This window comes from Macrococcus equi (genome assembly GCF_047426745.1).
Lineage (GTDB): Bacteria > Bacillota > Bacilli > Staphylococcales > Staphylococcaceae > Macrococcoides > Macrococcoides equi.
In genome coordinates, this window is the sequence record NZ_CP179732.1 from 931,089 (window position 1) to 954,184 (window position 23,096).

The window sequence follows — 23,096 nt, forward strand, 5'->3', positions numbered from 1 at the left end:
TTGTCCGGTAGAGATAACTCATACAGGACAAGCACTTCGAAAGACAACTTAAAAAACTTTTTAAAAAAGTTGTTGACATTCAAATCGCAAGAGAGTATAATTAAATCTTGTGAGACAGAAAAACTAACACAATGAACATTGAAAACTGAATGACAATATGTCAACGTTAATTCCAATAATTTGAGTGAACTTAGTTCACTCCCAAGAGTGATTGCCATAAGCAATCAAAGAGCATTATCAAACAAACTATTATGGAGAGTTTGATCCTGGCTCAGGATGAACGCTGGCGGCGTGCCTAATACATGCAAGTCGAGCGAACAGATGGAGTGCTTGCACTCCTGACGTTAGCGGCGGACGGGTGAGTAACACGTGGGTAACCTACCTATAAGACTGGGATAACTTCGGGAAACCGGAGCTAATACTGGATAATATTTAGCTTCGCATGAAGCAATAGTGAAAGACGGTTTTGCTGTCACTTATAGATGGACCTGCGGTGTATTAGCTAGTTGGTGAGGTAACGGCTCACCAAGGCAACGATACATAGCCGACCTGAGAGGGTGATCGGCCACACTGGGACTGAGACACGGCCCAGACTCCTACGGGAGGCAGCAGTAGGGAATCTTCCGCAATGGACGAAAGTCTGACGGAGCAACGCCGCGTGAGTGAAGAAGGTTTTCGGATCGTAAAACTCTGTTGTAAGGGAAGAACAAGTACGTTAGTAACTGAACGTACCTTGACGGTACCTTACCAGAAAGCCACGGCTAACTACGTGCCAGCAGCCGCGGTAATACGTAGGTGGCAAGCGTTATCCGGAATTATTGGGCGTAAAGCGCGCGTAGGCGGTCTCTTAAGTCTGATGTGAAAGCCCCCGGCTCAACCGGGGAGGGTCATTGGAAACTGGGAGACTTGAGTACAGAAGAGGAGAGTGGAATTCCATGTGTAGCGGTGAAATGCGCAGAGATATGGAGGAACACCAGTGGCGAAGGCGGCTCTCTGGTCTGTAACTGACGCTGAGGTGCGAAAGCGTGGGGATCAAACAGGATTAGATACCCTGGTAGTCCACGCCGTAAACGATGAGTGCTAAGTGTTGGGGGGTTTCCGCCCCTCAGTGCTGCAGCTAACGCATTAAGCACTCCGCCTGGGGAGTACGGTCGCAAGACTGAAACTCAAAGGAATTGACGGGGACCCGCACAAGCGGTGGAGCATGTGGTTTAATTCGAAGCAACGCGAAGAACCTTACCAAATCTTGACATCCTTTGACAACTCTAGAGATAGAGCTTTCCCCTTCGGGGGACAAAGTGACAGGTGGTGCATGGTTGTCGTCAGCTCGTGTCGTGAGATGTTGGGTTAAGTCCCGCAACGAGCGCAACCCTTATCTTTAGTTGCCATCATTAAGTTGGGCACTCTAGAGAGACTGCCGGTGACAAACCGGAGGAAGGTGGGGATGACGTCAAATCATCATGCCCCTTATGATTTGGGCTACACACGTGCTACAATGGTTGGTACAAAGGGCAGCAAAACCGCGAGGTCAAGCAAATCCCATAAAACCAATCTCAGTTCGGATTGTAGTCTGCAACTCGACTACATGAAGCTGGAATCGCTAGTAATCGTAGATCAGCATGCTACGGTGAATACGTTCCCGGGTCTTGTACACACCGCCCGTCACACCACGAGAGTTTGTAACACCCGAAGCCGGTGGAGTAACCTTTTAGGAGCTAGCCGTCGAAGGTGGGACAGATGATTGGGGTGAAGTCGTAACAAGGTAGCCGTATCGGAAGGTGCGGCTGGATCACCTCCTTTCTAAGGATATTACGGAAAAGGAATTCTTGAAATTCCTTCGGAATAGCGTTTGACATATTGTATTCAGTTTTGAATGTTTATAGGACCGATGGTCCATACATTCAATTGTACTTTGAAAACTAGATAAAGTAAGAAGAAATAAAAGATTTTACCAAGCAAAACCGAGTGAGTTCATTTTTGAATTCTTAAAAAAATCGCGCGTCTACATTTATGTAGACATCACAATATTAATAACAGATTAAGTTATTAAGGGCGCACGGTGGATGCCTTGGCACTAGAAGCCGACGAAGGACGTTACTAACGACGATATGCTTTGGGGAGCTGTAAGTAAGCTTTGATCCAGAGATTTCCGAATGGGGAAACCCAGCATGAGTTATGTCATGTTATCCATATATGAATACATAGTATATGAGAAGGCACACCCGGAGAACTGAAACATCTAAGTACCCGGAGGAAGAGAAAGAAAACTCGATTCCCTTAGTAGCGGCGAGCGAAACGGGAAGAGCCCAAACCAGAGTGCTTGCATTCTGGGGTTGTAGGACACTCAATACGGAGTTACAAAGGAACAGTTTAGACGAATGACTTTGGAAAAGTCAGCCATAGAAGGTAAAGGCCCTGTAGTCGAAAAGTTGTTCTCTCCTGAGTGGATCCTGAGTACGGCGGAACACGTGGAATTCCGTCGGAATCCGGGAGGACCATCTCCCAAGGCTAAATACTCTCTAGTGACCGATAGTGAACCAGTACCGTGAGGGAAAGGTGAAAAGCACCCCGGAAGGGGAGTGAAATAGAACCTGAAACCGTGTGCTTACAAGTAGTCAGAGCCCGTTAATGGGTGATGGCGTGCCTTTTGTAGAATGAACCGGCGAGTTACGATTTGATGCAAGGTTAAGCAGTATATGTGGAGCCGTAGCGAAAGCGAGTCTGAATAGGGCGAATGAGTATCAGGTCGTAGACCCGAAACCAGGTGATCTACCCATGTCCAGGTTGAAGTTCAGGTAACACTGAATGGAGGACCGAACCGACTTACGTTGAAAAGTGAGCGGATGAGGTGTGGGTAGCGGAGAAATTCCAATCGAACCTGGAGATAGCTGGTTCTCTCCGAAATAGCTTTAGGGCTAGCCTCGTGTGATGATTATTGGAGGTAGAGCACTGTTTGGACTAGGGGCCCCCCTAGGGTTACCGAATTCAGACAAACTCCGAATGCCAAATAATTTAACACGGGAGTCAGACTGCGGGTGATAAGGTCCGTAGTCGAGAGGGAAACAGCCCAGACCACCAGCTAAGGTCCCAAAATATATGTTAAGTGGAAAAGGATGTGGCGTTGCCCAGACAACTAGGATGTTGGCTTAGAAGCAGCCATCATTTAAAGAGTGCGTAATAGCTCACTAGTCGAGTGACGCTGCGCCGAAAATGTACCGGGGCTAAACATATTACCGAAGCTGTGGATTGTCCGTAGGACAATGGTAGGAGAGCGTTCTAAGCAGCGTCGAAGCATGATCGCAAGGACATGTGGAGCGCTTAGAAGTGAGAATGCCGGTGTGAGTAGCGAAAGACGGGTGAGAATCCCGTCCACCGATTGACTAAGGTTTCCAGAGGAAGGCTCGTCCGCTCTGGGTTAGTCGGGACCTAAGCCGAGGCCGAATGGCGTAGGCGATGGACAACAGGTAGATATTCCTGTACCACCTAAGATTGTTTGAACGATGGGGGGACGCAGTAGGATAGGCGAAGCGTACTGTTGGTTATGTACGTCCAAGCACTGAGACTGAGTATTAGGCAAATCCGGTACTCTTAAGGTCAAGGTGTGATGGGGAGCGAAATTATAGTAGCGAAGTCGTTGATTTCACACTGCCAAGAAAAGCCTCTAGTTAGAAATTAGGTGCCCGTACCGCAAACCGACACAGGTAGTCAAGATGAGAATTCTAAGGTGAGCGAGCGAACTCTCGTTAAGGAACTCGGCAAAATGACCCCGTAACTTCGGGAGAAGGGGTGCTTTTTAGGGTGCAAGCCTTGAAGAGCCGCAGTGAATAGGCCCAAGCGACTGTTTATCAAAAACACAGGTCTCTGCAAAACCGTAAGGTGACGTATAGGGGCTGACGCCTGCCCGGTGCTGGAAGGTTAAAAGGAGTGGTTAGCATTAGCGAAGCTACGAATTGAAGCCCCAGTAAACGGCGGCCGTAACTATAACGGTCCTAAGGTAGCGAAATTCCTTGTCGGGTAAGTTCCGACCCGCACGAAAGGCGTAACGATTTGGGCACTGTCTCAACGAGAGACTCGGTGAAATCATAGTACCTGTGAAGATGCAGGTTACCCGCGACAGGACGGAAAGACCCCGTGGAGCTTTACTGCAGCCTGATATTGAAATTCGGCACAGCTTGTACAGGATAGGTAGGAGCCTTTGAAACGTGAGCGTCAGCTTACGTGGAGGCGTTGGTGGGATACTACCCTGGCTGTGTTGACTTTCTAACCCGCGCCACTTATCGTGGCGGGAGACAGTGTCAGGCGGGCAGTTTGACTGGGGCGGTCGCCTCCTAAAGAGTAACGGAGGCGCTCAAAGGTTCCCTCAGAATGGTTGGAAATCATTCGCAGAGTGTAAAGGCACAAGGGAGCTTGACTGCGAGACCTACAAGTCGAGCAGGGTCGAAAGACGGACTTAGTGATCCGGTGGTTCCGCATGGAAGGGCCATCGCTCAACGGATAAAAGCTACCCCGGGGATAACAGGCTTATCTCCCCCAAGAGTTCACATCGACGGGGAGGTTTGGCACCTCGATGTCGGCTCATCGCATCCTGGGGCTGTAGTCGGTCCCAAGGGTTGGGCTGTTCGCCCATTAAAGCGGTACGCGAGCTGGGTTCAGAACGTCGTGAGACAGTTCGGTCCCTATCCGTCGTGGGCGTAGGAAATTTGAGAGGAGCTGTCCTTAGTACGAGAGGACCGGGATGGACATACCTCTGGTGTACCAGTTGTCGCGCCAGCGGCATAGCTGGGTAGCTATGTATGGACGGGATAAGTGCTGAAAGCATCTAAGCATGAAGCCCCCCTCAAGATGAGATTTCCCAACTTCGGTTATAAGATCCCTCAAAGATGATGAGGTTAATAGGTTCGAGGTGGAAGTACAGTAATGTATGGAGCTGACGAATACTAATCGATCGAAGACTTAATCAATTTTATAAGATTTTTTGCACGGTGATGTTTGGTACATCATATTTCTTCTTAAGTTTATCTAGTTTTGAAGGTACAATACCTTTAATATACTTTGTCTGGTGACGATGGCAGAGAGGTCACACCTGTTCCCATACCGAACACAGAAGTTAAGCTCTCTAGCGCCGATGGTAGTTGGTCTTACGATCCGCGAGAGTAGGACGTTGCCGGGCAGATTTATAGTAATACCTTAAATGGATGCGATGAGCCGCAAACGAGTGACCTGTTAGGTCTCTTTTTTTTTGCTTTTTTTTAAGTAATGTTATTGATATGTTATTTTTTCTATCATTTTTGATAGAATATACTAATAAGTTTCAATTAATAATTTGAAATTAGTAGTCAATAAAGGAGTTCTATTTATGAAGATGTTTGAGGCAATGCGTAAACATTTTACGAAGCAGCCTATCTCATTACATGTTCCTGGACATCATTATCAAACAATCGGGAATTTAAAAGCCCTGAATTTAAAATATGATATTACAGAGATTTCAGGTATGGATGATTATCATCATGCGAATGGTATTATAAAGCATAGTGAAGAGCTTTTACAGAAACCAGGATATCATGCGCGATTTCTTGTGAATGGCACTACGGTGGGGTTACTTGCAGTAATTATGTCATATATAGAATCTAAAGATGCACCTTCAATTGCTATTATGAGAAATGCTCATAAATCTATTTATAATGCTATTAATTTAGGTAAAGGCAGTGCTTATATCCTGCCAACAGAAGTTTCAAAAATTACTCAGGAATTTAGTGGTGTTAATTTAGAAGCAATCAATGAGTCTTTGCTTAAAAATATTAAACTAGCAGTCTTAACTTATCCGAACTATTATGGTGAAACATATGATATAGCATCTGTCATAGAGTATTTTCATAGCTATAATATTCCTGTTCTAGTTGATGAAGCACATGGAGCACATTTTGATATTACAGATAGATTTCCTAATAGTACTTTAAACTTTAATGCTGATTTTGTCGTACAATCATTTCATAAGACTTTGCCTGCATTTACCATGAGTTCAGTAATGTATATGAATAATAGGCTAGATGATAGCTTCGTTTATCGTGTTAATCATTTTCTATCTGTATTACAGTCGTCTAGTCCCTCTTATCTGTTAATGCTTGGTTTAGAGCATGCAAATGAATTCTTTCAAGCTTATAAAGATGATTTATTTTTTGAAAGAAGAAAGATTTTAGTGAATACTTTAAGAAAGAAATTTAATGTGATTGAGGTTTCAGATCCACTCAAAATTATGATAGCACATAATGATTATACGGGTAGACAGGTTGCTGAACTATTAGAAAAACATGGGATATATACGGAGCTTTCAAATGAAAAGTTTGTATTATGTGTATTACCTCTATGGCATATTGGAGACCATTATTTATTTAATAGTTTAGTCGAAAGTATTGATACATTACACTTTTCTTCATTAAAGGTCAGAAGTGAAGTGCATAAAGAATTATTATATAATCAAAAAGACGGTATTTATATTTCCCAGGAAAACAAAGATATCAAGGAATGTAATTTAGAAGAGAGTGAGGGTTATAAAGTAGCAGATAACATAATCCCTTACCCACCAGGCATTCCATATATCTTAGCGGGAGAGAATATAAGAAAAGAACATATCGAAGAAATTGCTAAATTTTTAAACTTAGGTGGCAATATACATGGTGTACATCATGGTAAAATTCGTGTGATTTTGAATAGGAGATTATAATGAGTTTATTTATTACTATAGAAGGTCCGGAAGGGTCTGGAAAAAGTACGATAGTGAATGAGATAAAAGAAGTTTTAAGTGAAAAGTATCCAGTCATTACAACGCGTGAACCTGGTGGAATTAAAATTAGTGAAGATATCCGCAATATTATTCTTGATGATGCAAATGCAATGGATTATAGAACAGAAGCATTACTTTTTGCAGCAAGTCGCAGGCAACACTTAGTTGAGAAGGTATTACCGGCATTGAATGAGGGCACGATTGTTATATGTGATCGTTTCATTGATAGTTCATTAGCTTATCAAGGTCATGCCCGTGGTATTGGTATGGACGACATTCGTACAATTAATGAGTTCGCTATAGAAGGTAAATATCCTGATTTAACACTTTATTTAAGAGTTGAACCAGAAGTTGGTTTATCGCGTATAAGAGAAAATGCTAGAGAGATCAATCGATTAGATAAAGAAACGATTGAATTTCATCAACATGTAGTAGAAGGCTATGATCAATTGTTAAGTATGTATCCTGAACGTATTAAACTAGTTGATGCTGCACAATCTGTTGAAAAAGTATTAGCGGATTGTTTAGAGATAATTTATGAATGCTTAAAGTAGTTTATGATATAATTTAGGATATATGATAAGAGGTGTATGCAATGAAAATGGTAATAGCAATCGTACAAGATCAAGATAGCCAAAGTCTTTCGGATGTATTGACTAAAAATAATTTTAGAACAACGAAACTTGCATCAACCGGTGGATTCTTAAGAGCTGGAAACACTACATTTTTATGTGGTGTCGATGATGAGCGTGTCAATGAATTAATGTCTTTAATCGACCGCACATGTGGTAATAGAGAACAAATCGTAACACCTGTTACACCCATGGGAGGCAATGCAGATGCATATATTCCATATCCAGTAGAAGTCGAAGTTGGCGGTGCGACAGTATTTGTGATGCCTATTGAACAATTTCATCAGTTTTAAAAAATTTGCTGCCTAGTGCAGCTTTTTCATTATATAAAGGAGTAGATGAGATGCATGATCACCTTCAAACTTTAATCGATAATCAAAAGATAAGCCATGCTTATTTATTTGAAGGGCAAAATAGAAATCAATTGAAAGAAGAGGCCATGCGCTTCGCTTCAAACATACTTTGTGGTGATAATAAAAATTGTCAGAGTCGTGTTGCAAACTTAAACTATGCTGATTTCTTAATGCTTGAAACCAATGAAGCCACGATAAAAAAAGAAATGATTGAAGATGTCCTGCATCGGATGAATCAAAAACCAATCGAAGGTAGTTATAAAGTTTATATTATCATGGACTTTGATAAAGTAACTGTTCAGGGTGAGAATAGTATTTTAAAGTTTTTAGAAGAGCCACCTGAAAATACTGTAGCAATATTAGTCACATCATCACCAAAATTAATACTACCTACAATACACTCACGATGTCAGCATATCCATATACAAGATTCAGAAAATAAACTGGCTGAAAGAACGGATCTAGACATCCCTAAATCTATACTAGCTACAATGAACGGTCTTAATTTTAGTGTGGAAGATGCCAAAGAGTGGAGTACAGAACAAAACTTTTCTGAAATAAAGTCTGTTATAATTAAGTGGTGCCAAACTTTGCTCAACAGTGATACAATGGGTTTAATTCAAATTGTGAATTTACTTGAAACACTAGATAGTCGTGATAAACAACTTGTAGGATTAGATTTAATACAGCTATATCTTCAAGATTTAATGTATATATTAATTGATCATGAAATTACGTGTTATCCAGAAAGTACAGATATACTACAGCAACAGGCAAAACGAGTCACAATTGATAAGTGTGTCAAAATGATAGACCATGCGCTTGAAGCGAAACAAAAGTTATTACAGTATGTAAACGTTACATTGGTATATGAAGCGTTAGCGATTCAAATGCTTGATGAGGTGAAATAATGATTGAAATTATAGGAGTAAAGTTTCAGAAATCAGGTAAAACAGAATATTATCAGCCTGGTGATGAACAATTTGCAGTGAATGAACTTGCAGTGATTGATAATAAAAAAAGAGGCGTGGAACTTGCGCGTGTCACTATAGCAAATAAATTAGTTTCAGAAGAGGATGTTGTGATGCCGGTTCCAATGATTCACCGACGAGCAACTGAACAAGACATATTAAAATATGAACAAAATATGTTAGATGCAGATCGTGCATTAGAATTGTGTAAAATGCATGTAAAGAATCACAATTTAGACATGCGATTAGTCAATGCGACTTATACATTAGATAAAGCTAAAATAATCTTTAATTTTACGGCTAATGAACGTGTAGATTTTCGTGAGCTCGTTAAAAGCCTTGCTTATGATCTCAAAACACGTATAGAGTTACGTCAAATTGGTGTTAGAGATGAAGCTAAAATTCTTGGTGGGATTGGACCGTGTGGTAGAAGTTTATGTTGTGCAACTTATTTAGGTGATTTTGAACCTGTCTCTATTAAAATGGCCAAAGATCAAAATCTATCACTTAACCCAACTAAAATATCAGGTGCATGTGGCAGGCTAATGTGCTGTTTAAAATATGAAAATGATTATTATGAAGAAACTCGACGTTTGTTACCCGACATCGGCCAGGAAATACAAACGCCTGAAGGATTGGGACGAGTAATCGGCTTAAATATTTTAGATGTGACAATGCAAGTGAAGTTAAAGGGTATGGAAACGCCAGTCGTTTATCATATTGATGAGGTAGAAGTTTAGGAGGTTTATGATGAACCGCGATGAATTATTTAATGCTTTGACGAAATTAGAGAAGCAAATTAATGGTGTTAATGAGAGTTATGAGGCATTAAAAGAAATGACAGTTGCCTTAGTTGAAGAAAATGTCGCTTTAAAACTTGAGAACGATAATTTACAGCGTTTTATACAAGTTCCAAAAGAAGAACCGAAAAAAAATAACAGTAAAGTACTTCAAAGTAAAGATAATTTAGCAATGCTATATGCGGAAGGCTTCCATATCTGTCCTACAGATTTATTTGGAAAACACCGTGGTGGCGGGGACTGTATTTTTTGCTTAAGCTTACTGTCAGATAAAGAATAAAAAAGGGCGAAAGCCTTTTTTTATTGGAGGTATAGATATGTTGCTTGAAAACGAAAGATTAGACAAGCTAATTAAAGAAAACTTATCAATTATTCAAAATGATGAAGTATTCTCTTTTTCAACAGATGCATTATTACTAGCGCATTTTACAACATTGAAAAAGAAGGATAAGGTGATGGATATTTGTTCAGGGAATGGCATTATTCCGTTACTGCTTTCCCACAAAACGAATATGCCAATTGAAGGTATTGAAATTCAGTCTCAACTTGTAGATATGGCTAGACGTTCCTTTCAGTATAATCATCTTGAAAGTCAAATCGAAATGCATGCAATGGATATAAAAGATGTCAAAAAAAACTTTATTCCGAGTCAATATGATGTTGTAACGTGTAATCCTCCGTACTTTAGATCCAATCAAAGTTACCAGCATCTTAAAGAAGCACATCGTATAGCCAGAACTGAAATCTTATGTACTTTTGCGGATTGTGTAAGTGCTGCCCAACATTTACTCAAGCAAGGTGGTAAGATGGTAGTAGTGCAACGAGCTGATCGGCTTGTAGATGTGTTGGTGGATATGAGAGCGCAAAATATCGAACCGAAACGTATATATTCAATTTATTCATCACCGAATAAGCCTCAGGCAATTACAATTGTTGTTGAAGGGATAAAGGGTGGTAAGCCAGATGCAAAAGTGATGCCTCCTTTCTATATCTATGATGGAAAAAATGAGTATTCACAGGAAATGTGTGAGGTCTACTATGGATAAACACTTCATATATATATTAGAATGTAGTGATGGTTCTTTATATACAGGCTATACAAATGATTTGGATAAACGTCTGGATACTCATAATGCGGGAAAGGGTGCAAAGTACACGAGAATGCGTCTTCCTGTTAAACGTGTATATGAAGAAATATTTCATACGAAAAGAGAAGCAATGCAAAGAGAGTATGCTATAAAACAGTTAACACGATCTCAAAAAATAAAATTAATTCAAGGAGATACTGTATGAGTGGAATCTTGTATTTAGTTGGTACACCTATCGGAAATCTGGAAGATATAACGTATAGAGCAGTAAGAATATTAAAAGAGGCAGATATAATTCTATGTGAGGATACACGCGTTACAAAAAAACTGGTAATGCATTATGAAATTGAAACACCGTTAAAAAGTTACCATGAACATAATCAGGCAAAAGTTACAGAAGATATAATAGAAATGCTATTCAACGGAAATGACATCGCTTTAGTCTCTGATGCAGGCTTACCATTGATCAGTGATCCAGGGTATGAGTTAGTAGTTATTGCGAGAGATAAAGGAATTAAAGTAGAGACTGTACCAGGAGCGAATGCTGCGTTAACAGCATTAATGACGAGTGGTATTAGCTCATATTCTTTTCTGTTTGACGGCTTCTTACCACGTAAAGATAATGAAAAAAAAGAGCGCTTGATTAGCATTATGTCATTGGCACATACGATTATCATTTACGAATCGCCGTTTCGTGTGAAACACACATTGGAGACTATTCAGAAGATAGATAGCGAACGTAAAGTATCTATATCTCGTGAACTGACTAAAAAGTTTGAACAAGTTGAAACAGATACAGTTTCTAATTTATTATTACGACTAGATGAAGATATTAAATTAAAGGGTGAGTTTGTAATAGTGATAGCAGGGAGTTCAGGGGATAACGATGTCAACTGGTGGTCAGAACTTTCTATAGAAGGACATGTTAACCATTATGTGAAAGAGGGCATGAGAAATAAGGATGCAATAAAACAAGTGGCACTTGATCGTGAGATGAAAAAAAATGAAGTCTATCAAATTTATCATGTTGATTAAATACATCAAAAAAGAGATTCAGACTATCCTGAATCTCTTTTTTGTATGCAAATTATTTTTCTTTGTCTTCAATCTCTTTTAAGATTTGTTCGATACCTTCTTTAGATAATACTAATTTACCACCAGCTAATAAGTAGTTGTCTTCAGAAACATCACCTGTAACTGCACAAGTCATGCTTGGTTTATATTTCTTTAAGATAATTTTATCTGCATCTGTGTAAATTTCTAAAGCATCTTTTTCAGCGATGTCTAAAATACGACGTAATTCGATAGGAATAACTACGCGTCCTAATTCGTCAACTTTTCTTACGATACCTGTAGATTTCATAATATATTTCCTCCAGAAATTGTTGTAATAGTAATTTGTGTAAATTCGACAAATATTCATTTAAAGTTCGACATTTGTCTTAATAAGAGTGTACTACCGTAATTTTACATTGTCAACAAAATATCTTTAAATTCTTTATTTGTAATGGTTTAGTAATGTAATGTAATATTCTGTTATTAGATATTTTACTACATTTTACAATTAATAAATTAATTTACTTGTCGAATTGTAAAGATTAGTCATATTGAAAAAAAGCAAAAACTTCTGTATATTTAATAGATAGATATCACTAGGAGGACGAACATGACAAACAATACTTTTTATATAACAACACCTATATATTATCCGAGTGGAAAGTTGCATATTGGACATGCTTATTCTACTGTTGCGGGAGATGCAATTGCACGTTATAAAAGAATGCAGGGCTATGATGTAAAGTATCTGACAGGAACAGATGAACACGGTCAAAAAATTCAGGAAAAGGCTCTTGCAGCAGGTAAATCAGAAATTGAATATTTAGATGAAATTATTGAAGATATTCAGGCGTTATGGAAAAAGCTTGATATTTCTAATGATGATTTTATAAGAACAACGGAAGAACGTCATAAACTTGTTGTTGAAAAAGTATTCGAAAAATTATTAGCACAAGATGATATATATCTTGGTGAATATGAAGGATGGTATTCAGTACCTGATGAAACATTCTATACAGAAACACAACTTGTAGATCCAATCATGGAAGGTGACAAAATTGTAGGTGGCAAAAGCCCTGACTCTGGTCACCCTGTACAATTAGTAAAAGAGGAAAGTTATTTCTTTAGACTTAGTAAATATGCAGATCGATTAGTTAAATATTACGAGGAACATCCGGAATTTATTCAACCTGTATCTCGTAAAAATGAAATGTTAAATAACTTTATTAAACCAGGTCTTGAAGATTTAGCGGTTTCAAGAACTTCATTTGATTGGGGTATCAAAGTCCCCTCAAATCCTAAGCATGTCATTTATGTATGGATTGATGCTTTAACGAACTATATTTCTGCATTAGGGTATCTTTCAGAAGACGATACAGATTTCAAAAAATACTGGCCGGCAGATGTGCATATTATGGCGAAAGAAATTGTACGTTTCCATACAATTATCTGGCCAATTCTGTTGATGGCACTTGATTTACCGTTACCTAAGAAAGTATTTGCGCATGGTTGGATTTTAATGAAAGATGGGAAAATGAGTAAATCTAAAGGGAATGTAGTTGATCCGCATATATTAATTGATCGTTACGGATTAGATGCAGTACGTTATTACCTAATGCGCGAACTGCCGTTTGGCTCAGACGGTGTGTTTACACCTGAAGCTTTCGTTGATCGCACAAACTTTGATTTAGCCAATGACTTAGGAAACTTAGTTAACCGTACCATCGCAATGATTAATAAATATTTCGATGGCCATCTTACGGGTTATAAAGGTCAAATGCATACAGTAGATGCTGAAATTGAAGCTTTAGCCTTAGAAACAAAAGAAAAATATGATACTGCAATGGACAACTTACAGTATTCAGTAGCATTACAAGAAGTATGGAAACTAATTTCAAGAACAAATAAATATATTGATGAAACAACACCTTGGATATTAATTAAAGATGAAACACAAAAAGAATTATTAGAAAGCGTAATGTATCACTTAGTTGAAAATATTCGTTTTGCAAGCGTATTATTACGTCCATTTTTAACAGAAGCGCCTACAAAAATCTTTAATCAATTAAATATTCAGGATCCAACGTTGTTTGAATTAACGAGCCTAGAGCAATACGGTATGATTACTGAATTAAAAGTTGTAGAAAAAGCAACACCTATCTTCCCGCGTTTAGATACAGCTGCTGAAGTTGAATTTATTAAAAGTACAATGCAGCCACCAGTAAAAGAAGAACAGGAAGTACCATCTAAACCGGAAATAACAATCGATACTTTCAATGAGGTAGAACTTAAAACTGCAACGATTATTGATGCTGATTACGTGAAAAAAGCTAAAAAATTATTAAAAATACAAGTAGATTTAGGTAGCGAACAACGACAAATCGTATCTGGTATCGCTGAATTCTATAAACCAGAAGATATTATCGGTAAAAAAGTAATTGTTGTGACAAATTTAAAACCGGTAGAATTACGTGGAGAGAAATCAGAAGGAATGATTCTGTCAGCTGAAAAAGACGGCGCACTTACGCTTGTGAGTGTACCAAATGCAATTGAGAACGGCTCAATCGTTAAATAATAACACGAGGAGTGATGATGTGTTAATTGATACACACGTTCATTTAAACGCAGATCAATATGAAGAAGATTTACAGGAAGTTATAGATAGAGCAATAGAAAATGGAATCGACCGTATGATCGTAGTCGGTTTTGATGAAGTCACGATTAAACGTACGATGCAATTGATCGATGACTATGACTTTGTGTATGGTGTCATCGGATGGCATCCGGTTGATGCGATTGATTTCACTGATGAATATTATGAATGGATTAAAGAACTTTCTAAACATCCAAAAATTGTTGCTATCGGTGAAATGGGGCTCGATTATCACTGGGATAAATCACCGAAAGATGTCCAAAAAGAAGTGTTTAAACGCCAGATTAAACTGGCTAAAGAAGTAAATTTACCGATTGTAATTCATAACCGAGAAGCGACTGCTGATGTTATCGAAATACTGAAGTCTGAAGGAGCACATGAAGTCGGTGGAGTAATGCATAGCTTTAGTGGCAGTCCGGAGACATGTGATGAAGTACTAAAGTTAAACTTCATTATTTCTCTTGGTGGACCTGTAACTTTTAAGAATGCAAAGCAGCCTAAAGAAGTAGCAAAACATGTGCCGCTTGATAAGCTAATCGTCGAAACAGATGCACCGTATTTAACGCCTCATCCTTACCGTGGTAAACGTAATGAACCGATGCATGTTAAGCTTGTTGCAGAGGAAATTGCCGCATTACGTGGTATCAGTTATGAAGAAGTGGCTGAACAAACAACGAAAAATGCAGAGAAATTGTTTAACGGACTAGGAAAATAAGCAGGGACTTTTGTCTCTGCTTATTTTTTATATAAATAAATCTATCCATTTCAAAAATATCAAGTATAATTGTAATATTGTATATAAGTTAGTTAAAGGAAAGATAAATATGAAGATCAATGAAATGATTGTCGTTGAAGGTAAAGATGATACGACGCGAGTGAAGATGGCAGTTGAATGTGATACGATAGAAACGAATGGTTCAGCAATTAATGAGGAAACGCTTGATATGATTGCTCTTGCCAAAAGTGTAAGAGGTGTTATCGTATTGACTGATCCAGATTACCCGGGAAATAAAATCAGAAAAACAATTGAACAGCAAGTTCCAGGTGTAAAGCATGCTTTTATCGATGCAGATATTGCTCGTAATAAACGTGGTAAGGTAGGTATTGAGCATGCTCCGGTCGAAGCGATTCGAGAGGCACTGTTAAGTGTGTCTTCACCTTTTGAGCACGATTCTGAGACGGTTTCTAAAGCATTGCTTGTAGATTTAGGGCTCATTATTGGTCCACACGCGGCATCTAAACGTAAGGATTTATGTCGAAAACTAAAGATTGGTTATTGTAATGGTAAACAATTATTTCACAGACTAAATGCTTTTGGTATTACTGAAGCAGATGTATTAGACGCTATGAATTTGGAATATAAGGAGAATCATAATGGAAATTAACGACATTGCAACACCGACCCGCACGAAAGAATTATTAAATAAATACGGTTTTAAATTTAAGAAAAGTTTAGGACAAAATTTCTTAGTAGATCCGAATGTCATTCGTAATATTATTGATGCTGCAGGGATTGATGAGACGTGCGGAGTCATTGAGATTGGTCCGGGTATGGGTTCTTTGACTGAACAATTAGCGCGCAAAGCAAAACATGTCCTTGCGTTTGAAATTGATCAACGTTTAATACCAATCTTAGCAGATACTTTAAGTCCATATGATAACGTTACTGTCATCAATGAAGATATTCTAAAAGCGAATGTTAAGGCTGCAATAGATGAACATCTGTCAGATTGTGATGAGATTTTTGTAGTGGCTAACTTACCGTATTATATTACAACACCTATTCTAATGGGCTTGTTAGAACAGCATTTACCGATTAACAGCTATGTAGTAATGATGCAAAAAGAAGTGGGAGAGCGCTTAACAGCAGTGCCTTCTACCAAAGCTTATGGATCTTTATCAATTGCGATTCAGTATTATACAGATGTGAAGCGTGTGATGATTGTACCTAAGGGCGTATTTATGCCCCCGCCGAATGTTGATTCTCTTGTAGTAAAATTGACGACCTTGCCAGAACCACGTGTTAAAGTGGATGATGAAAAGCTGTATTTTAAATTAACAAGAGGCGCATTTGTACAACGCAGGAAGACAATTCTAAATAACTATATGAGTTTATTTCCAAATAGCAAAGAATATAAAGAAGTAATCTTGCAATGGCTGGAGGAAAGCGGAATTGCGCCTACCCGTCGAGGAGAAAGTTTGTCATTAGAGGAATTTGCACAACTTGCAAATAATATTAAAAATTACCCGGAAATTGTGATTTAAAATGTTGACAAGTGTAAATTAAATTGATAAAATTAAAAATTTTATTGACTATTTACATACAAAATGCTATAATTTAAGGCATAGTGAGGTGGGTTTCTATGCCAAAAACATTAGTAGACATCAAAAAAATTCTTGATTGTCAGTTAGGAAATCAGATTGTACTAAGAGCTAATGGAGGACGTAAAAAGTTAATTGAGCGCCGTGGTGTGCTTAAAGAAACTTATCCATCAGTTTTCGTGGTTGAGTTAGACCAAGATAAACATAATTTTGAACGTGTGTCGTATACATATACAGACGTATTGACAGAAAACGTGCAGGTAACATTTGTAAATGATCAGCAAGAAGAATTTCTTGTACAATAAAAATTAGAGCCTATTCCGTGTGGAGTAGGCTCTAATTTTGTGTTTTTATTTTTTAAAACTTGAAATGGTAATACATGACTTGTGATAAAATAGTATTAAATCTTTTTTTAGTGAGGAATTATTATGATTTATGAAAATGCATCTGCCAAAATCAATTTAACATTAGATACTTTATATAAAAGAGAAGATGGTTACCATGAAGTTGAGATGATTATGACTACTGTTGATCTATATGATCGTCTTACGCTTGAGAAACGTAAAGATAAGCAAATTGTACTTAAAGTGGAACATCTTTATGTGCCAAATGACAATCGTAACTTAGCATATAAAGCAGCAAAGATAATGATGGAAAAATATAATCTTGATTGTGGTGTGACAATTACATTAGATAAGACGATTCCGATTGCAGCGGGTCTTGCAGGAGGATCAAGTGACGCAGCAGCCACATTCCGTGGCATCAATCGCTTATTCGAATTAGGGCTATCGTTAGATACGTTAGCGGAACATGCTGCAGAAATCGGCTCAGATATATCATTTTGTGTACATGGTAGAACTAGTTTATGTACAGGACGCGGAGAAAAATTACAGCATCTGCCGAAACCACCTGCATGTTGGGTAGTTTTAGCGAAGCCGGACATTAGCGTATCGACCCAGGAAGTTTATGGGGCTCTTGATTTATCAAAACCACATGAGGCAATCAATAGCGAAGCTTGTGCTCAGGCAATTGAAGCGGGAGATTACAACGAGATGATTCGTCATCTTGGTAATAGGCTGGAGTCTGTAACGATTGAAATGCACCCTATTATTCAAACGCTTAAAGATACGATGATAAAGGCAGGTGCGGATACTGCTATGATGAGTGGTAGTGGACCAACAGTATATGGCCTTGCCGCAAAAGAACGTCAGGCGAAAAATGTGGTGAATGCACTCAAGGGTTGCTGTAAAGAAGTGTACATGGTACGAATGTTGGGTTGATTTCATAATCCGAACGTTTGTGGTATATTTAACGTATAATATGCGTAAAGAGGGATTAATATGAAATTTAAAAGAAGTGAAAGAATCGTTTATATGACAAGTTATCTTTTAAGCCATCCAAACGAATTAGTACCACTCACATATTTTGTCGAGAAATTCGGACAAGCAAAATCTTCAATTAGTGAAGATGTTCAAATCATTAAAGATACTTTTATTAAAGAAGAAATAGGGACCATCACTACGACAGCAGGTGCAAGTGGTGGTGTTACTTTTAAGCATAAAATGTTTTATAAGGAAGCGGATCAATTACTTACAAAATTGTGTGATATGCTACAGGAGAAAGAAAGGTTACTACCTGGTGGATATCTATTCATGTCTGATGTAGTAGGTACGCCTAGTGTATTGAATCAAGTAGGGAAACTCATTGCCACAATGTACATGGATGAAGAATTAGATGCAGTGGTAACTATTGCGACGAAAGGGATTTCACTGGCCAATGCGGTTGCAGGCATACTTAATTTACCGGTTGTAGTAATACGTAAAGACAATAAAGTCACAGAAGGTTCAACAGTTTCAATAAATTATGTCTCAGGTTCTTCACGTAAAATTGAAACAATGGTATTATCAAAAAGGACATTACCTGAAGGCTCAAAAGTACTCATTGTAGATGATTTTATGCGCGCGGGCGGTTCTATCATAGGTGTTATGAATTTGATGAACGAGTTTAAAGCAACAGTTAAAGGGGTAACTGTGTTAGTAGAATCAAAAGAAGTTAAAAATCGCTTGATTCAAGACTACACCTCTTTAGTTAAATTATCCGACGTAGATGAATACAATCAGTCTTTTACAGTTGAAAAAGGTAATTGCTTAGACAAATTTTCTAAATAGAAGGAGATATCATCATGGAAACAATTATTACAAAAAATGCACCAGCAGCAATCGGACCATACTGTCATGCAGTAGTAGTGAATAATATGGTTTATTCAAGTGGACAAATTCCACTAACAATAGATGGTGAGTTAATCAGTGATGACGTTGCAGAGCAAACTAAACAAGTATTAGAGAACTTATCGGCTGTATTAGAAGAAAGCGGATCAAATTTAGATTCAGTAGTTAAAACTACAATCTTTATTAGTGATATGAATGATTTTCCAATCATCAACGAAGTGTATGGTGAATATTTTAAAGAACATCTTCCTGCAAGAAGCTGTGTGGAAGTAAGTCGTTTACCTAAAGACGTGAAAGTTGAAATTGAAGCGGTAGCTCTAAAAATTAAGTAGATTTTTAACTTACATTTTATTTAGGAGGCTATCTAAGATGAAAGTCACAGATGTTAGAATGAGAAAATTAGCTACAGATAGTAGAATGAAAGCTTTAGTTTCAATAACTTTAGACGAAGCGTTTGTTATCCATGACTTACGTGTTATCGAAGGTAATAATGGATTGTTTGTAGCAATGCCAAGCAAACGTACAGCAGACGGTGAATTTCGTGATATCGCACATCCTATCAATAGTGAGATGCGTCAGGAAATTCAAGCTGCCGTGATGAAAGTTTATGATGAGACTGAAGCAATTGAGCCAAGTGAACTTGGTAAGAGTAATGATACTAATGTGGATACTGCTCAAGATGCAACAAGTGAAGCTTCACCTAATTTAGTAGAATCTGATTCAGAGACAACTGCTGAAGAAGATTTAAAATAAATTAAATAATTTGTAATTCGGAAGTAGCTATTTAAGCTACTTCTTTTTTGTTTTTCTTTATATGTAAGATGTATGTTAAAATAAAAATGACTGAGCACAATCATAACAGCGATGCTTATAAATAAAAGATTGTATTACTGGAGGAAATGACAATGACAAGACAAGCGGTAATATTAGCGGCGGGTAAAGGTACACGTATGAAATCAAAACTTCATAAAGTATTACACCCAGTTTGTGGCAAACCAATGGTTCAACATGTAATTGATAATATTAAATCTGCGGATGTGACAGATATTGTTACAATCGTTGGTTACGGAGCAGATGATGTAAAGCATGCATTAAATGACCAGTCTTTATTTAGTATGCAGTCAGAGCAATTAGGTACCGCTCATGCAGTACAAATGGCTGAGGAACATCTTGCAGATAAAGAAGGTACGACAATTGTTATTTGTGGAGATACACCTTTAATTTCTGAAGAAACAATTCAAGGCTTTATTGCCCACCATGAGACAACGGGTGCGAAAGCAACAATTCTTTCTGCTAAAACGAATACTCCGTTTGGCTATGGTCGAATTATTCGTGATGAGCACGGTGCCGTTGAGCGTATCGTTGAAGAGAAAGATGCAAACATTGAAGAAAAGTTAGTTAATGAGATAAGCTCTGGGACATTTTGTTTTGACAATAAATTATTGTTCGAATTACTGAAGAAAGTTGACAATGATAATGCCCAAGGTGAATATTACCTGCCGGATGTTATAAAATTATTGCGCGCACAAGGTGAATTGGTAGAAGCTTTTATCACTGAAGACTTCAGTGAAACGTTAGGCATTAACGATCGCTATAATTTATCTGTAGCTGAACAAACATTACGTCTACGTATTAATAAAGCTCACATGATGAATGGTGTAACTATTGTCGATCCATTATCTACTTATATTGATAAGGATGTAGAAATTGGAGCAGATACTGTTATTGAACCTGGCGTTATGATTAAAGGGAAAACAAAAATTGGCGAAGGTGTAATGATTACAGCACACTCGACAATCGATAACAGTGAAATTAAGAATAACGTTACGATTAAGCAATCTTATATTACAGATTCATTTGTGGATGAAGGCACAGCAATCGGTCCGTTCGCACAACTTCGACCAGGAAGTGATGTTGGTAAAGAAGTGAAAATTGGCAACTTCGTTGAAATTAAAAAGGCGAAATTAGAAGATGAAGCAAAAGTTTCACATTTAAGTTATATCGGTGATGCTGAGATTGGCGCACGTACGAATGTGGGTTGTGGTGCCATCACCGTAAACTATGATGGCAAAAATAAGTTTAAAACAGTTGTTGGAAAAGATTCATTTATCGGATGTAATTCAAACTTGGTAGCACCTGTTCATATTGGAGATGAATCTTTTGTTGCAGCAGGCTCGACTATTACAGATGATGTGCCAAATAAAAGTTTGGCATTAGGACGTGCACGACAAACAACAAAAGAAGGCTACTACGATAAAGAATAGTAAGGTATAATATTAAGGTCATGATTCTTAAGTCGATTATAATAATATGATATCTAAATGGGGGCAATTCAAAATGATGATGAATAATGAATACAGAAATACGACTTTAAAGATTTTCTCTTTAAATGGTAATCTTCCTTTAGCAGAAGAAATCGCTAAAGAAGTTGGGATTCCATTAGGTAAATGTAGCGTAAAACGTTTTAGTGATGGAGAAGTACAAATTAATATCGAAGAAAGTATTCGTGGATGTGACGTATTTATCGTTCAACCAACATCGAATCCTGTAAACGAACATTTAATGGAGCTATTAATTATGATTGATGCACTAAAACGTGCTTCAGCTGTTACGATTAACGTTGTAATGCCTTATTATGGTTATGCACGTCAAGATCGTAAAGCGCGTAGCCGTGAACCAATTACAGCAAAATTAGTAGCAGATATGATTGAAAAAGCTGGTGCAGATCGTGTTATCGCATTAGATTTACACGCACCACAAATTCAAGGTTTCTTTGATTTACCAATTGATCACTTAATGGGTGTGCCTATTCTTTCAGATTACTTTGAAGCTAAAGAGGATATTGATAAAGATTCATTAGTTATCGTTTCTCCAGACCATGGTGGCGTGACACGTGCACGTAAAATGGCAGATCGTCTAAAAGCTCCGATTGCTATTATTGATAAACGCCGTCCGAAACCGAATGTATCTGAAGTAATGAACATCGTCGGAGATATAAATGGTAAGACTGCGATCATTATCGATGATATTATCGATACAGCAGGTACAATTACTTTAGCAGCACAAGCATTGATTGATAAAGGTGCCAAAGAAGTGTATGCATGCTGTACACATCCGGTACTATCAGGTCCGGCATATGAGAGAATCGAAAATTCAAGTATTAAAGAATTAGTAGTGACTAACTCTATTCTTTTACCAGAAGAAAATAAACCAGCGAAAATTAAACAATTATCAGTTGGTGAATTATTAGCACAAGCAATCGTTCGTGTCTATGAACAAGAATCTGTAAGTATTTTATTTGATTAATATTTAATTTAATTAAGCTAAACGCTATCTTGAGGGTTTAGCTTTTTTTAATTAATTTTAAATAAATATAAAATTAATGGTTTGAATCAGAACAGCATGGGTATATATAAATTATGTGAAGAGCATTTAAGACAAATAAACACTTGCAAGCAGGTTATCACAACTGATGGGTAAGTGTAGGAGCGCAAATTAGTGCGCACAAAAGGAGTATTTAATTATGACTAAATTAAAAGCAGTTATCAGAAAAGGTAAACAAACACGTTCAAGCTTAAACAAAGTACGTAACGAAGGAAAAATTCCAGCAGTAGTTTATGGTTACGGCGCAAAAAACACTTCAGTTAAAGTTGAAGAAGTAGATTTCATCAAAGTTATTCGTGAAGTAGGACGTAACGGTGTTATTGAACTTGAAGTAGGTTCAAACACAGTAAAAGTTATGGTATCTGACTACCAAATCAACCCAATCAAAAATAAAATTACACATATCGATTTCTTAGCTATCAATATGAAAGCTGAATTAACAGTTGACGTAGTAGTTAACTTAGTAGGAGAAGCAATTGGAGCTCAAGAAGGTGGCGTTGTGCAACAACCATTATTCCAATTATCAGTAACTGCAACACCTGATGATATTCCAGAAAATATCGAAGTTGATGTTACAGAATTAAATATCGGTGACTCAATCACTGTTGGTGATTTAAGAACAGATAAAGCTTATACTATCAACAATGAAGATGATGAAGCAATCGTTTCTGTAGTACCTCCAACAGTTGAAGAAGAGCCAGCTGAAGATGAAGAAGCTGAAGTTGAAGGTGAAGAAACTGAAGAAGCAGCTGCTGAAGGTGAAGAAGCTGAAGCAACTGAAGGCGAAGAAAAGTCTGAAGAAAAAGCTGAATAATATTCAATTCTTAA

At 37.8% G+C, this 23,096-nt stretch carries 22 protein-coding genes and 3 rRNA genes; 24 read left to right on the plus strand and 1 reads right to left on the minus strand.

Annotated features, from left to right (window positions below; genetic code table 11):
• Positions 1-248: 248 nt before the first annotated feature.
• The 12 genes from ACMGE6_RS04945 to rsmI all read left to right on the plus strand — a co-directional run bounded on the left by ACMGE6_RS04945 (position 249) and on the right by rsmI (position 11,660).
• Positions 249-1,800: ribosomal RNA gene (locus tag ACMGE6_RS04945) — 16S ribosomal RNA — on the plus strand.
• Positions 1,801-2,036: 236 nt separating this feature from the next.
• Positions 2,037-4,961 (plus strand): 23S ribosomal RNA (locus tag ACMGE6_RS04950).
• Between the two features lie 94 nt (positions 4,962-5,055).
• Positions 5,056-5,170 (plus strand): 5S ribosomal RNA (rrf, locus tag ACMGE6_RS04955).
• The 16S, 23S and 5S rRNA genes sit together here, the layout of an rRNA operon.
• A 186-nt stretch (positions 5,171-5,356) precedes the next feature.
• Positions 5,357-6,721: an aminotransferase class V-fold PLP-dependent enzyme gene (locus ACMGE6_RS04960; RefSeq protein ID WP_414054666.1), complete on the plus strand. Its 1,365-nt coding sequence runs from the start codon at positions 5,357-5,359 to the stop codon at positions 6,719-6,721.
• Positions 6,721-7,335, plus strand: a complete 615-nt coding sequence (gene tmk / locus ACMGE6_RS04965; protein WP_414054667.1) for a dTMP kinase — start codon at positions 6,721-6,723, stop codon at positions 7,333-7,335. The genes ACMGE6_RS04960 and tmk overlap by 1 nt, the downstream gene beginning before the upstream one ends.
• Before the next feature lie 41 nt (positions 7,336-7,376).
• Positions 7,377-7,706, plus strand: coding sequence for a cyclic-di-AMP receptor (locus tag ACMGE6_RS04970; RefSeq protein WP_414045436.1), 330 nt, complete (start codon positions 7,377-7,379; stop codon positions 7,704-7,706).
• 50 nt (positions 7,707-7,756) lie between these two features.
• Positions 7,757-8,677, plus strand: a complete 921-nt coding sequence (locus ACMGE6_RS04975) for a DNA polymerase III subunit delta' C-terminal domain-containing protein (protein WP_414054668.1) — start codon at positions 7,757-7,759, stop codon at positions 8,675-8,677.
• Positions 8,677-9,477 (plus strand): PSP1 domain-containing protein, encoded by an 801-nt coding sequence (locus tag ACMGE6_RS04980; RefSeq protein WP_414054669.1) that lies wholly within the window; start codon positions 8,677-8,679, stop codon positions 9,475-9,477. Before ACMGE6_RS04975 ends, ACMGE6_RS04980 begins: the two co-directional genes overlap by 1 nt.
• 10 nt (positions 9,478-9,487) lie before the next feature.
• The gene (gene yabA / locus ACMGE6_RS04985; RefSeq protein WP_414054670.1) at positions 9,488-9,817 is read left to right on the plus strand and encodes a DNA replication initiation control protein YabA; all 330 of its coding nucleotides are present in this window, start codon (positions 9,488-9,490) and stop codon (positions 9,815-9,817) included.
• Positions 9,818-9,854: 37 nt separating this feature from the next.
• Complete coding sequence (locus tag ACMGE6_RS04990; RefSeq protein ID WP_414045440.1) at positions 9,855-10,583, plus strand: tRNA1(Val) (adenine(37)-N6)-methyltransferase; 729 nt, start codon at positions 9,855-9,857, stop codon at positions 10,581-10,583.
• Positions 10,576-10,830, plus strand: a complete 255-nt coding sequence (locus ACMGE6_RS04995; protein WP_414045441.1) for a GIY-YIG nuclease family protein — start codon at positions 10,576-10,578, stop codon at positions 10,828-10,830. The genes ACMGE6_RS04990 and ACMGE6_RS04995 overlap by 8 nt, the downstream gene beginning before the upstream one ends.
• Positions 10,827-11,660 carry a 16S rRNA (cytidine(1402)-2'-O)-methyltransferase gene (gene rsmI, locus ACMGE6_RS05000; RefSeq protein ID WP_414054671.1) on the plus strand — a complete coding sequence of 278 codons (834 nt, stop codon included), beginning with the start codon at positions 10,827-10,829 and terminating at the stop codon, positions 11,658-11,660. Before ACMGE6_RS04995 ends, rsmI begins: the two co-directional genes overlap by 4 nt.
• Positions 11,661-11,712: 52 nt before the next feature.
• Here the strand turns inward: rsmI and ACMGE6_RS05005 are convergent, their stop codons facing one another.
• Positions 11,713-11,988 carry an AbrB/MazE/SpoVT family DNA-binding domain-containing protein gene (locus ACMGE6_RS05005; protein ID WP_414045443.1) on the minus strand — a complete coding sequence of 92 codons (276 nt, stop codon included), beginning with the start codon at positions 11,986-11,988 and terminating at the stop codon, positions 11,713-11,715.
• A gap of 303 nt (positions 11,989-12,291) precedes the next feature.
• Between ACMGE6_RS05005 and metG the strand changes: the two genes are divergently transcribed.
• The 12 genes from metG to ACMGE6_RS05065 all read left to right on the plus strand — a co-directional run bounded on the left by metG (position 12,292) and on the right by ACMGE6_RS05065 (position 23,082).
• Positions 12,292-14,256: a methionine--tRNA ligase gene (gene metG, locus ACMGE6_RS05010; protein WP_414054672.1), complete on the plus strand. Its 1,965-nt coding sequence runs from the start codon at positions 12,292-12,294 to the stop codon at positions 14,254-14,256.
• Positions 14,257-14,275: 19 nt separating this feature from the next.
• Positions 14,276-15,049 (plus strand): TatD family hydrolase, encoded by a 774-nt coding sequence (locus ACMGE6_RS05015; RefSeq protein ID WP_414054673.1) that lies wholly within the window; start codon positions 14,276-14,278, stop codon positions 15,047-15,049.
• Between the two features lie 109 nt (positions 15,050-15,158).
• Positions 15,159-15,719, plus strand: a complete 561-nt coding sequence (rnmV, locus tag ACMGE6_RS05020; protein WP_414054674.1) for a ribonuclease M5 — start codon at positions 15,159-15,161, stop codon at positions 15,717-15,719.
• A complete protein-coding gene (rsmA, locus tag ACMGE6_RS05025; RefSeq protein ID WP_414054675.1) occupies positions 15,709-16,599 on the plus strand; it encodes a 16S rRNA (adenine(1518)-N(6)/adenine(1519)-N(6))-dimethyltransferase RsmA in 891 nt (296 codons plus the stop codon). Before rnmV ends, rsmA begins: the two co-directional genes overlap by 11 nt.
• A gap of 98 nt (positions 16,600-16,697) precedes the next feature.
• Entirely contained in the window at positions 16,698-16,961 is a 264-nt protein-coding gene (gene veg, locus ACMGE6_RS05030) for a biofilm formation stimulator Veg (RefSeq protein ID WP_096077819.1), read from the plus strand.
• A gap of 123 nt (positions 16,962-17,084) precedes the next feature.
• Positions 17,085-17,936, plus strand: coding sequence for a 4-(cytidine 5'-diphospho)-2-C-methyl-D-erythritol kinase (ispE, locus tag ACMGE6_RS05035; RefSeq protein WP_414054676.1), 852 nt, complete (start codon positions 17,085-17,087; stop codon positions 17,934-17,936).
• 60 nt (positions 17,937-17,996) lie between these two features.
• Positions 17,997-18,824 (plus strand): pur operon repressor, encoded by an 828-nt coding sequence (gene purR, locus ACMGE6_RS05040; RefSeq protein ID WP_414045449.1) that lies wholly within the window; start codon positions 17,997-17,999, stop codon positions 18,822-18,824.
• 14 nt (positions 18,825-18,838) lie between these two features.
• Positions 18,839-19,216, plus strand: a complete 378-nt coding sequence (locus tag ACMGE6_RS05045) for a RidA family protein (RefSeq protein ID WP_414045450.1) — start codon at positions 18,839-18,841, stop codon at positions 19,214-19,216.
• A gap of 37 nt (positions 19,217-19,253) precedes the next feature.
• Positions 19,254-19,637: a septation regulator SpoVG gene (gene spoVG, locus ACMGE6_RS05050; RefSeq protein ID WP_414054677.1), complete on the plus strand. Its 384-nt coding sequence runs from the start codon at positions 19,254-19,256 to the stop codon at positions 19,635-19,637.
• 152 nt (positions 19,638-19,789) lie between these two features.
• Entirely contained in the window at positions 19,790-21,148 is a 1,359-nt protein-coding gene (gene glmU, locus ACMGE6_RS05055) for a bifunctional UDP-N-acetylglucosamine diphosphorylase/glucosamine-1-phosphate N-acetyltransferase GlmU (RefSeq protein ID WP_414054678.1), read from the plus strand.
• Between the two features lie 76 nt (positions 21,149-21,224).
• Complete coding sequence (locus ACMGE6_RS05060) at positions 21,225-22,190, plus strand: ribose-phosphate diphosphokinase (RefSeq protein WP_414046832.1); 966 nt, start codon at positions 21,225-21,227, stop codon at positions 22,188-22,190.
• Between the two features lie 217 nt (positions 22,191-22,407).
• A complete protein-coding gene (locus tag ACMGE6_RS05065; protein WP_414054679.1) occupies positions 22,408-23,082 on the plus strand; it encodes a 50S ribosomal protein L25/general stress protein Ctc in 675 nt (224 codons plus the stop codon).
• The last annotated feature ends 14 nt before the right edge of the window (positions 23,083-23,096 follow it).

What these genes read in the sequence shown, in the direction of transcription:
- ACMGE6_RS04960 (WP_414054666.1), top strand. Translation starts at nt 5,357, where the DNA reads ATGAAGATGTTTGAGGCAATGCGTAAACATTTTACGAAGCAGCCTATC.
- yabA (WP_414054670.1), top strand. Translation starts at nt 9,488, where the DNA reads ATGAACCGCGATGAATTATTTAATGCTTTGACGAAATTAGAGAAGCAA.
- ACMGE6_RS05060 (WP_414046832.1), top strand. Translation starts at nt 21,225, where the DNA reads ATGATGAATAATGAATACAGAAATACGACTTTAAAGATTTTCTCTTTA.
- ACMGE6_RS05005 (WP_414045443.1), bottom strand. Translation starts at nt 11,988, where the DNA reads ATGAAATCTACAGGTATCGTAAGAAAAGTTGACGAATTAGGACGCGTA.
- veg (WP_096077819.1), top strand. Translation starts at nt 16,698, where the DNA reads ATGCCAAAAACATTAGTAGACATCAAAAAAATTCTTGATTGTCAGTTA.
- purR (WP_414045449.1), top strand. Translation starts at nt 17,997, where the DNA reads ATGAAATTTAAAAGAAGTGAAAGAATCGTTTATATGACAAGTTATCTT.
- rsmA (WP_414054675.1), top strand. Translation starts at nt 15,709, where the DNA reads ATGGAAATTAACGACATTGCAACACCGACCCGCACGAAAGAATTATTA.
- rnmV (WP_414054674.1), top strand. Translation starts at nt 15,159, where the DNA reads ATGAAGATCAATGAAATGATTGTCGTTGAAGGTAAAGATGATACGACG.
- ACMGE6_RS04970 (WP_414045436.1), top strand. Translation starts at nt 7,377, where the DNA reads ATGAAAATGGTAATAGCAATCGTACAAGATCAAGATAGCCAAAGTCTT.
- tmk (WP_414054667.1), top strand. Translation starts at nt 6,721, where the DNA reads ATGAGTTTATTTATTACTATAGAAGGTCCGGAAGGGTCTGGAAAAAGT.
- glmU (WP_414054678.1), top strand. Translation starts at nt 19,790, where the DNA reads ATGACAAGACAAGCGGTAATATTAGCGGCGGGTAAAGGTACACGTATG.
- metG (WP_414054672.1), top strand. Translation starts at nt 12,292, where the DNA reads ATGACAAACAATACTTTTTATATAACAACACCTATATATTATCCGAGT.
- rsmI (WP_414054671.1), top strand. Translation starts at nt 10,827, where the DNA reads ATGAGTGGAATCTTGTATTTAGTTGGTACACCTATCGGAAATCTGGAA.
- ACMGE6_RS05045 (WP_414045450.1), top strand. Translation starts at nt 18,839, where the DNA reads ATGGAAACAATTATTACAAAAAATGCACCAGCAGCAATCGGACCATAC.
- ACMGE6_RS04995 (WP_414045441.1), top strand. Translation starts at nt 10,576, where the DNA reads ATGGATAAACACTTCATATATATATTAGAATGTAGTGATGGTTCTTTA.
- ACMGE6_RS04975 (WP_414054668.1), top strand. Translation starts at nt 7,757, where the DNA reads ATGCATGATCACCTTCAAACTTTAATCGATAATCAAAAGATAAGCCAT.
- ACMGE6_RS04990 (WP_414045440.1), top strand. Translation starts at nt 9,855, where the DNA reads ATGTTGCTTGAAAACGAAAGATTAGACAAGCTAATTAAAGAAAACTTA.
- spoVG (WP_414054677.1), top strand. Translation starts at nt 19,254, where the DNA reads ATGAAAGTCACAGATGTTAGAATGAGAAAATTAGCTACAGATAGTAGA.
- ACMGE6_RS05065 (WP_414054679.1), top strand. Translation starts at nt 22,408, where the DNA reads ATGACTAAATTAAAAGCAGTTATCAGAAAAGGTAAACAAACACGTTCA.
- ispE (WP_414054676.1), top strand. Translation starts at nt 17,085, where the DNA reads ATGATTTATGAAAATGCATCTGCCAAAATCAATTTAACATTAGATACT.
- ACMGE6_RS04980 (WP_414054669.1), top strand. Translation starts at nt 8,677, where the DNA reads ATGATTGAAATTATAGGAGTAAAGTTTCAGAAATCAGGTAAAACAGAA.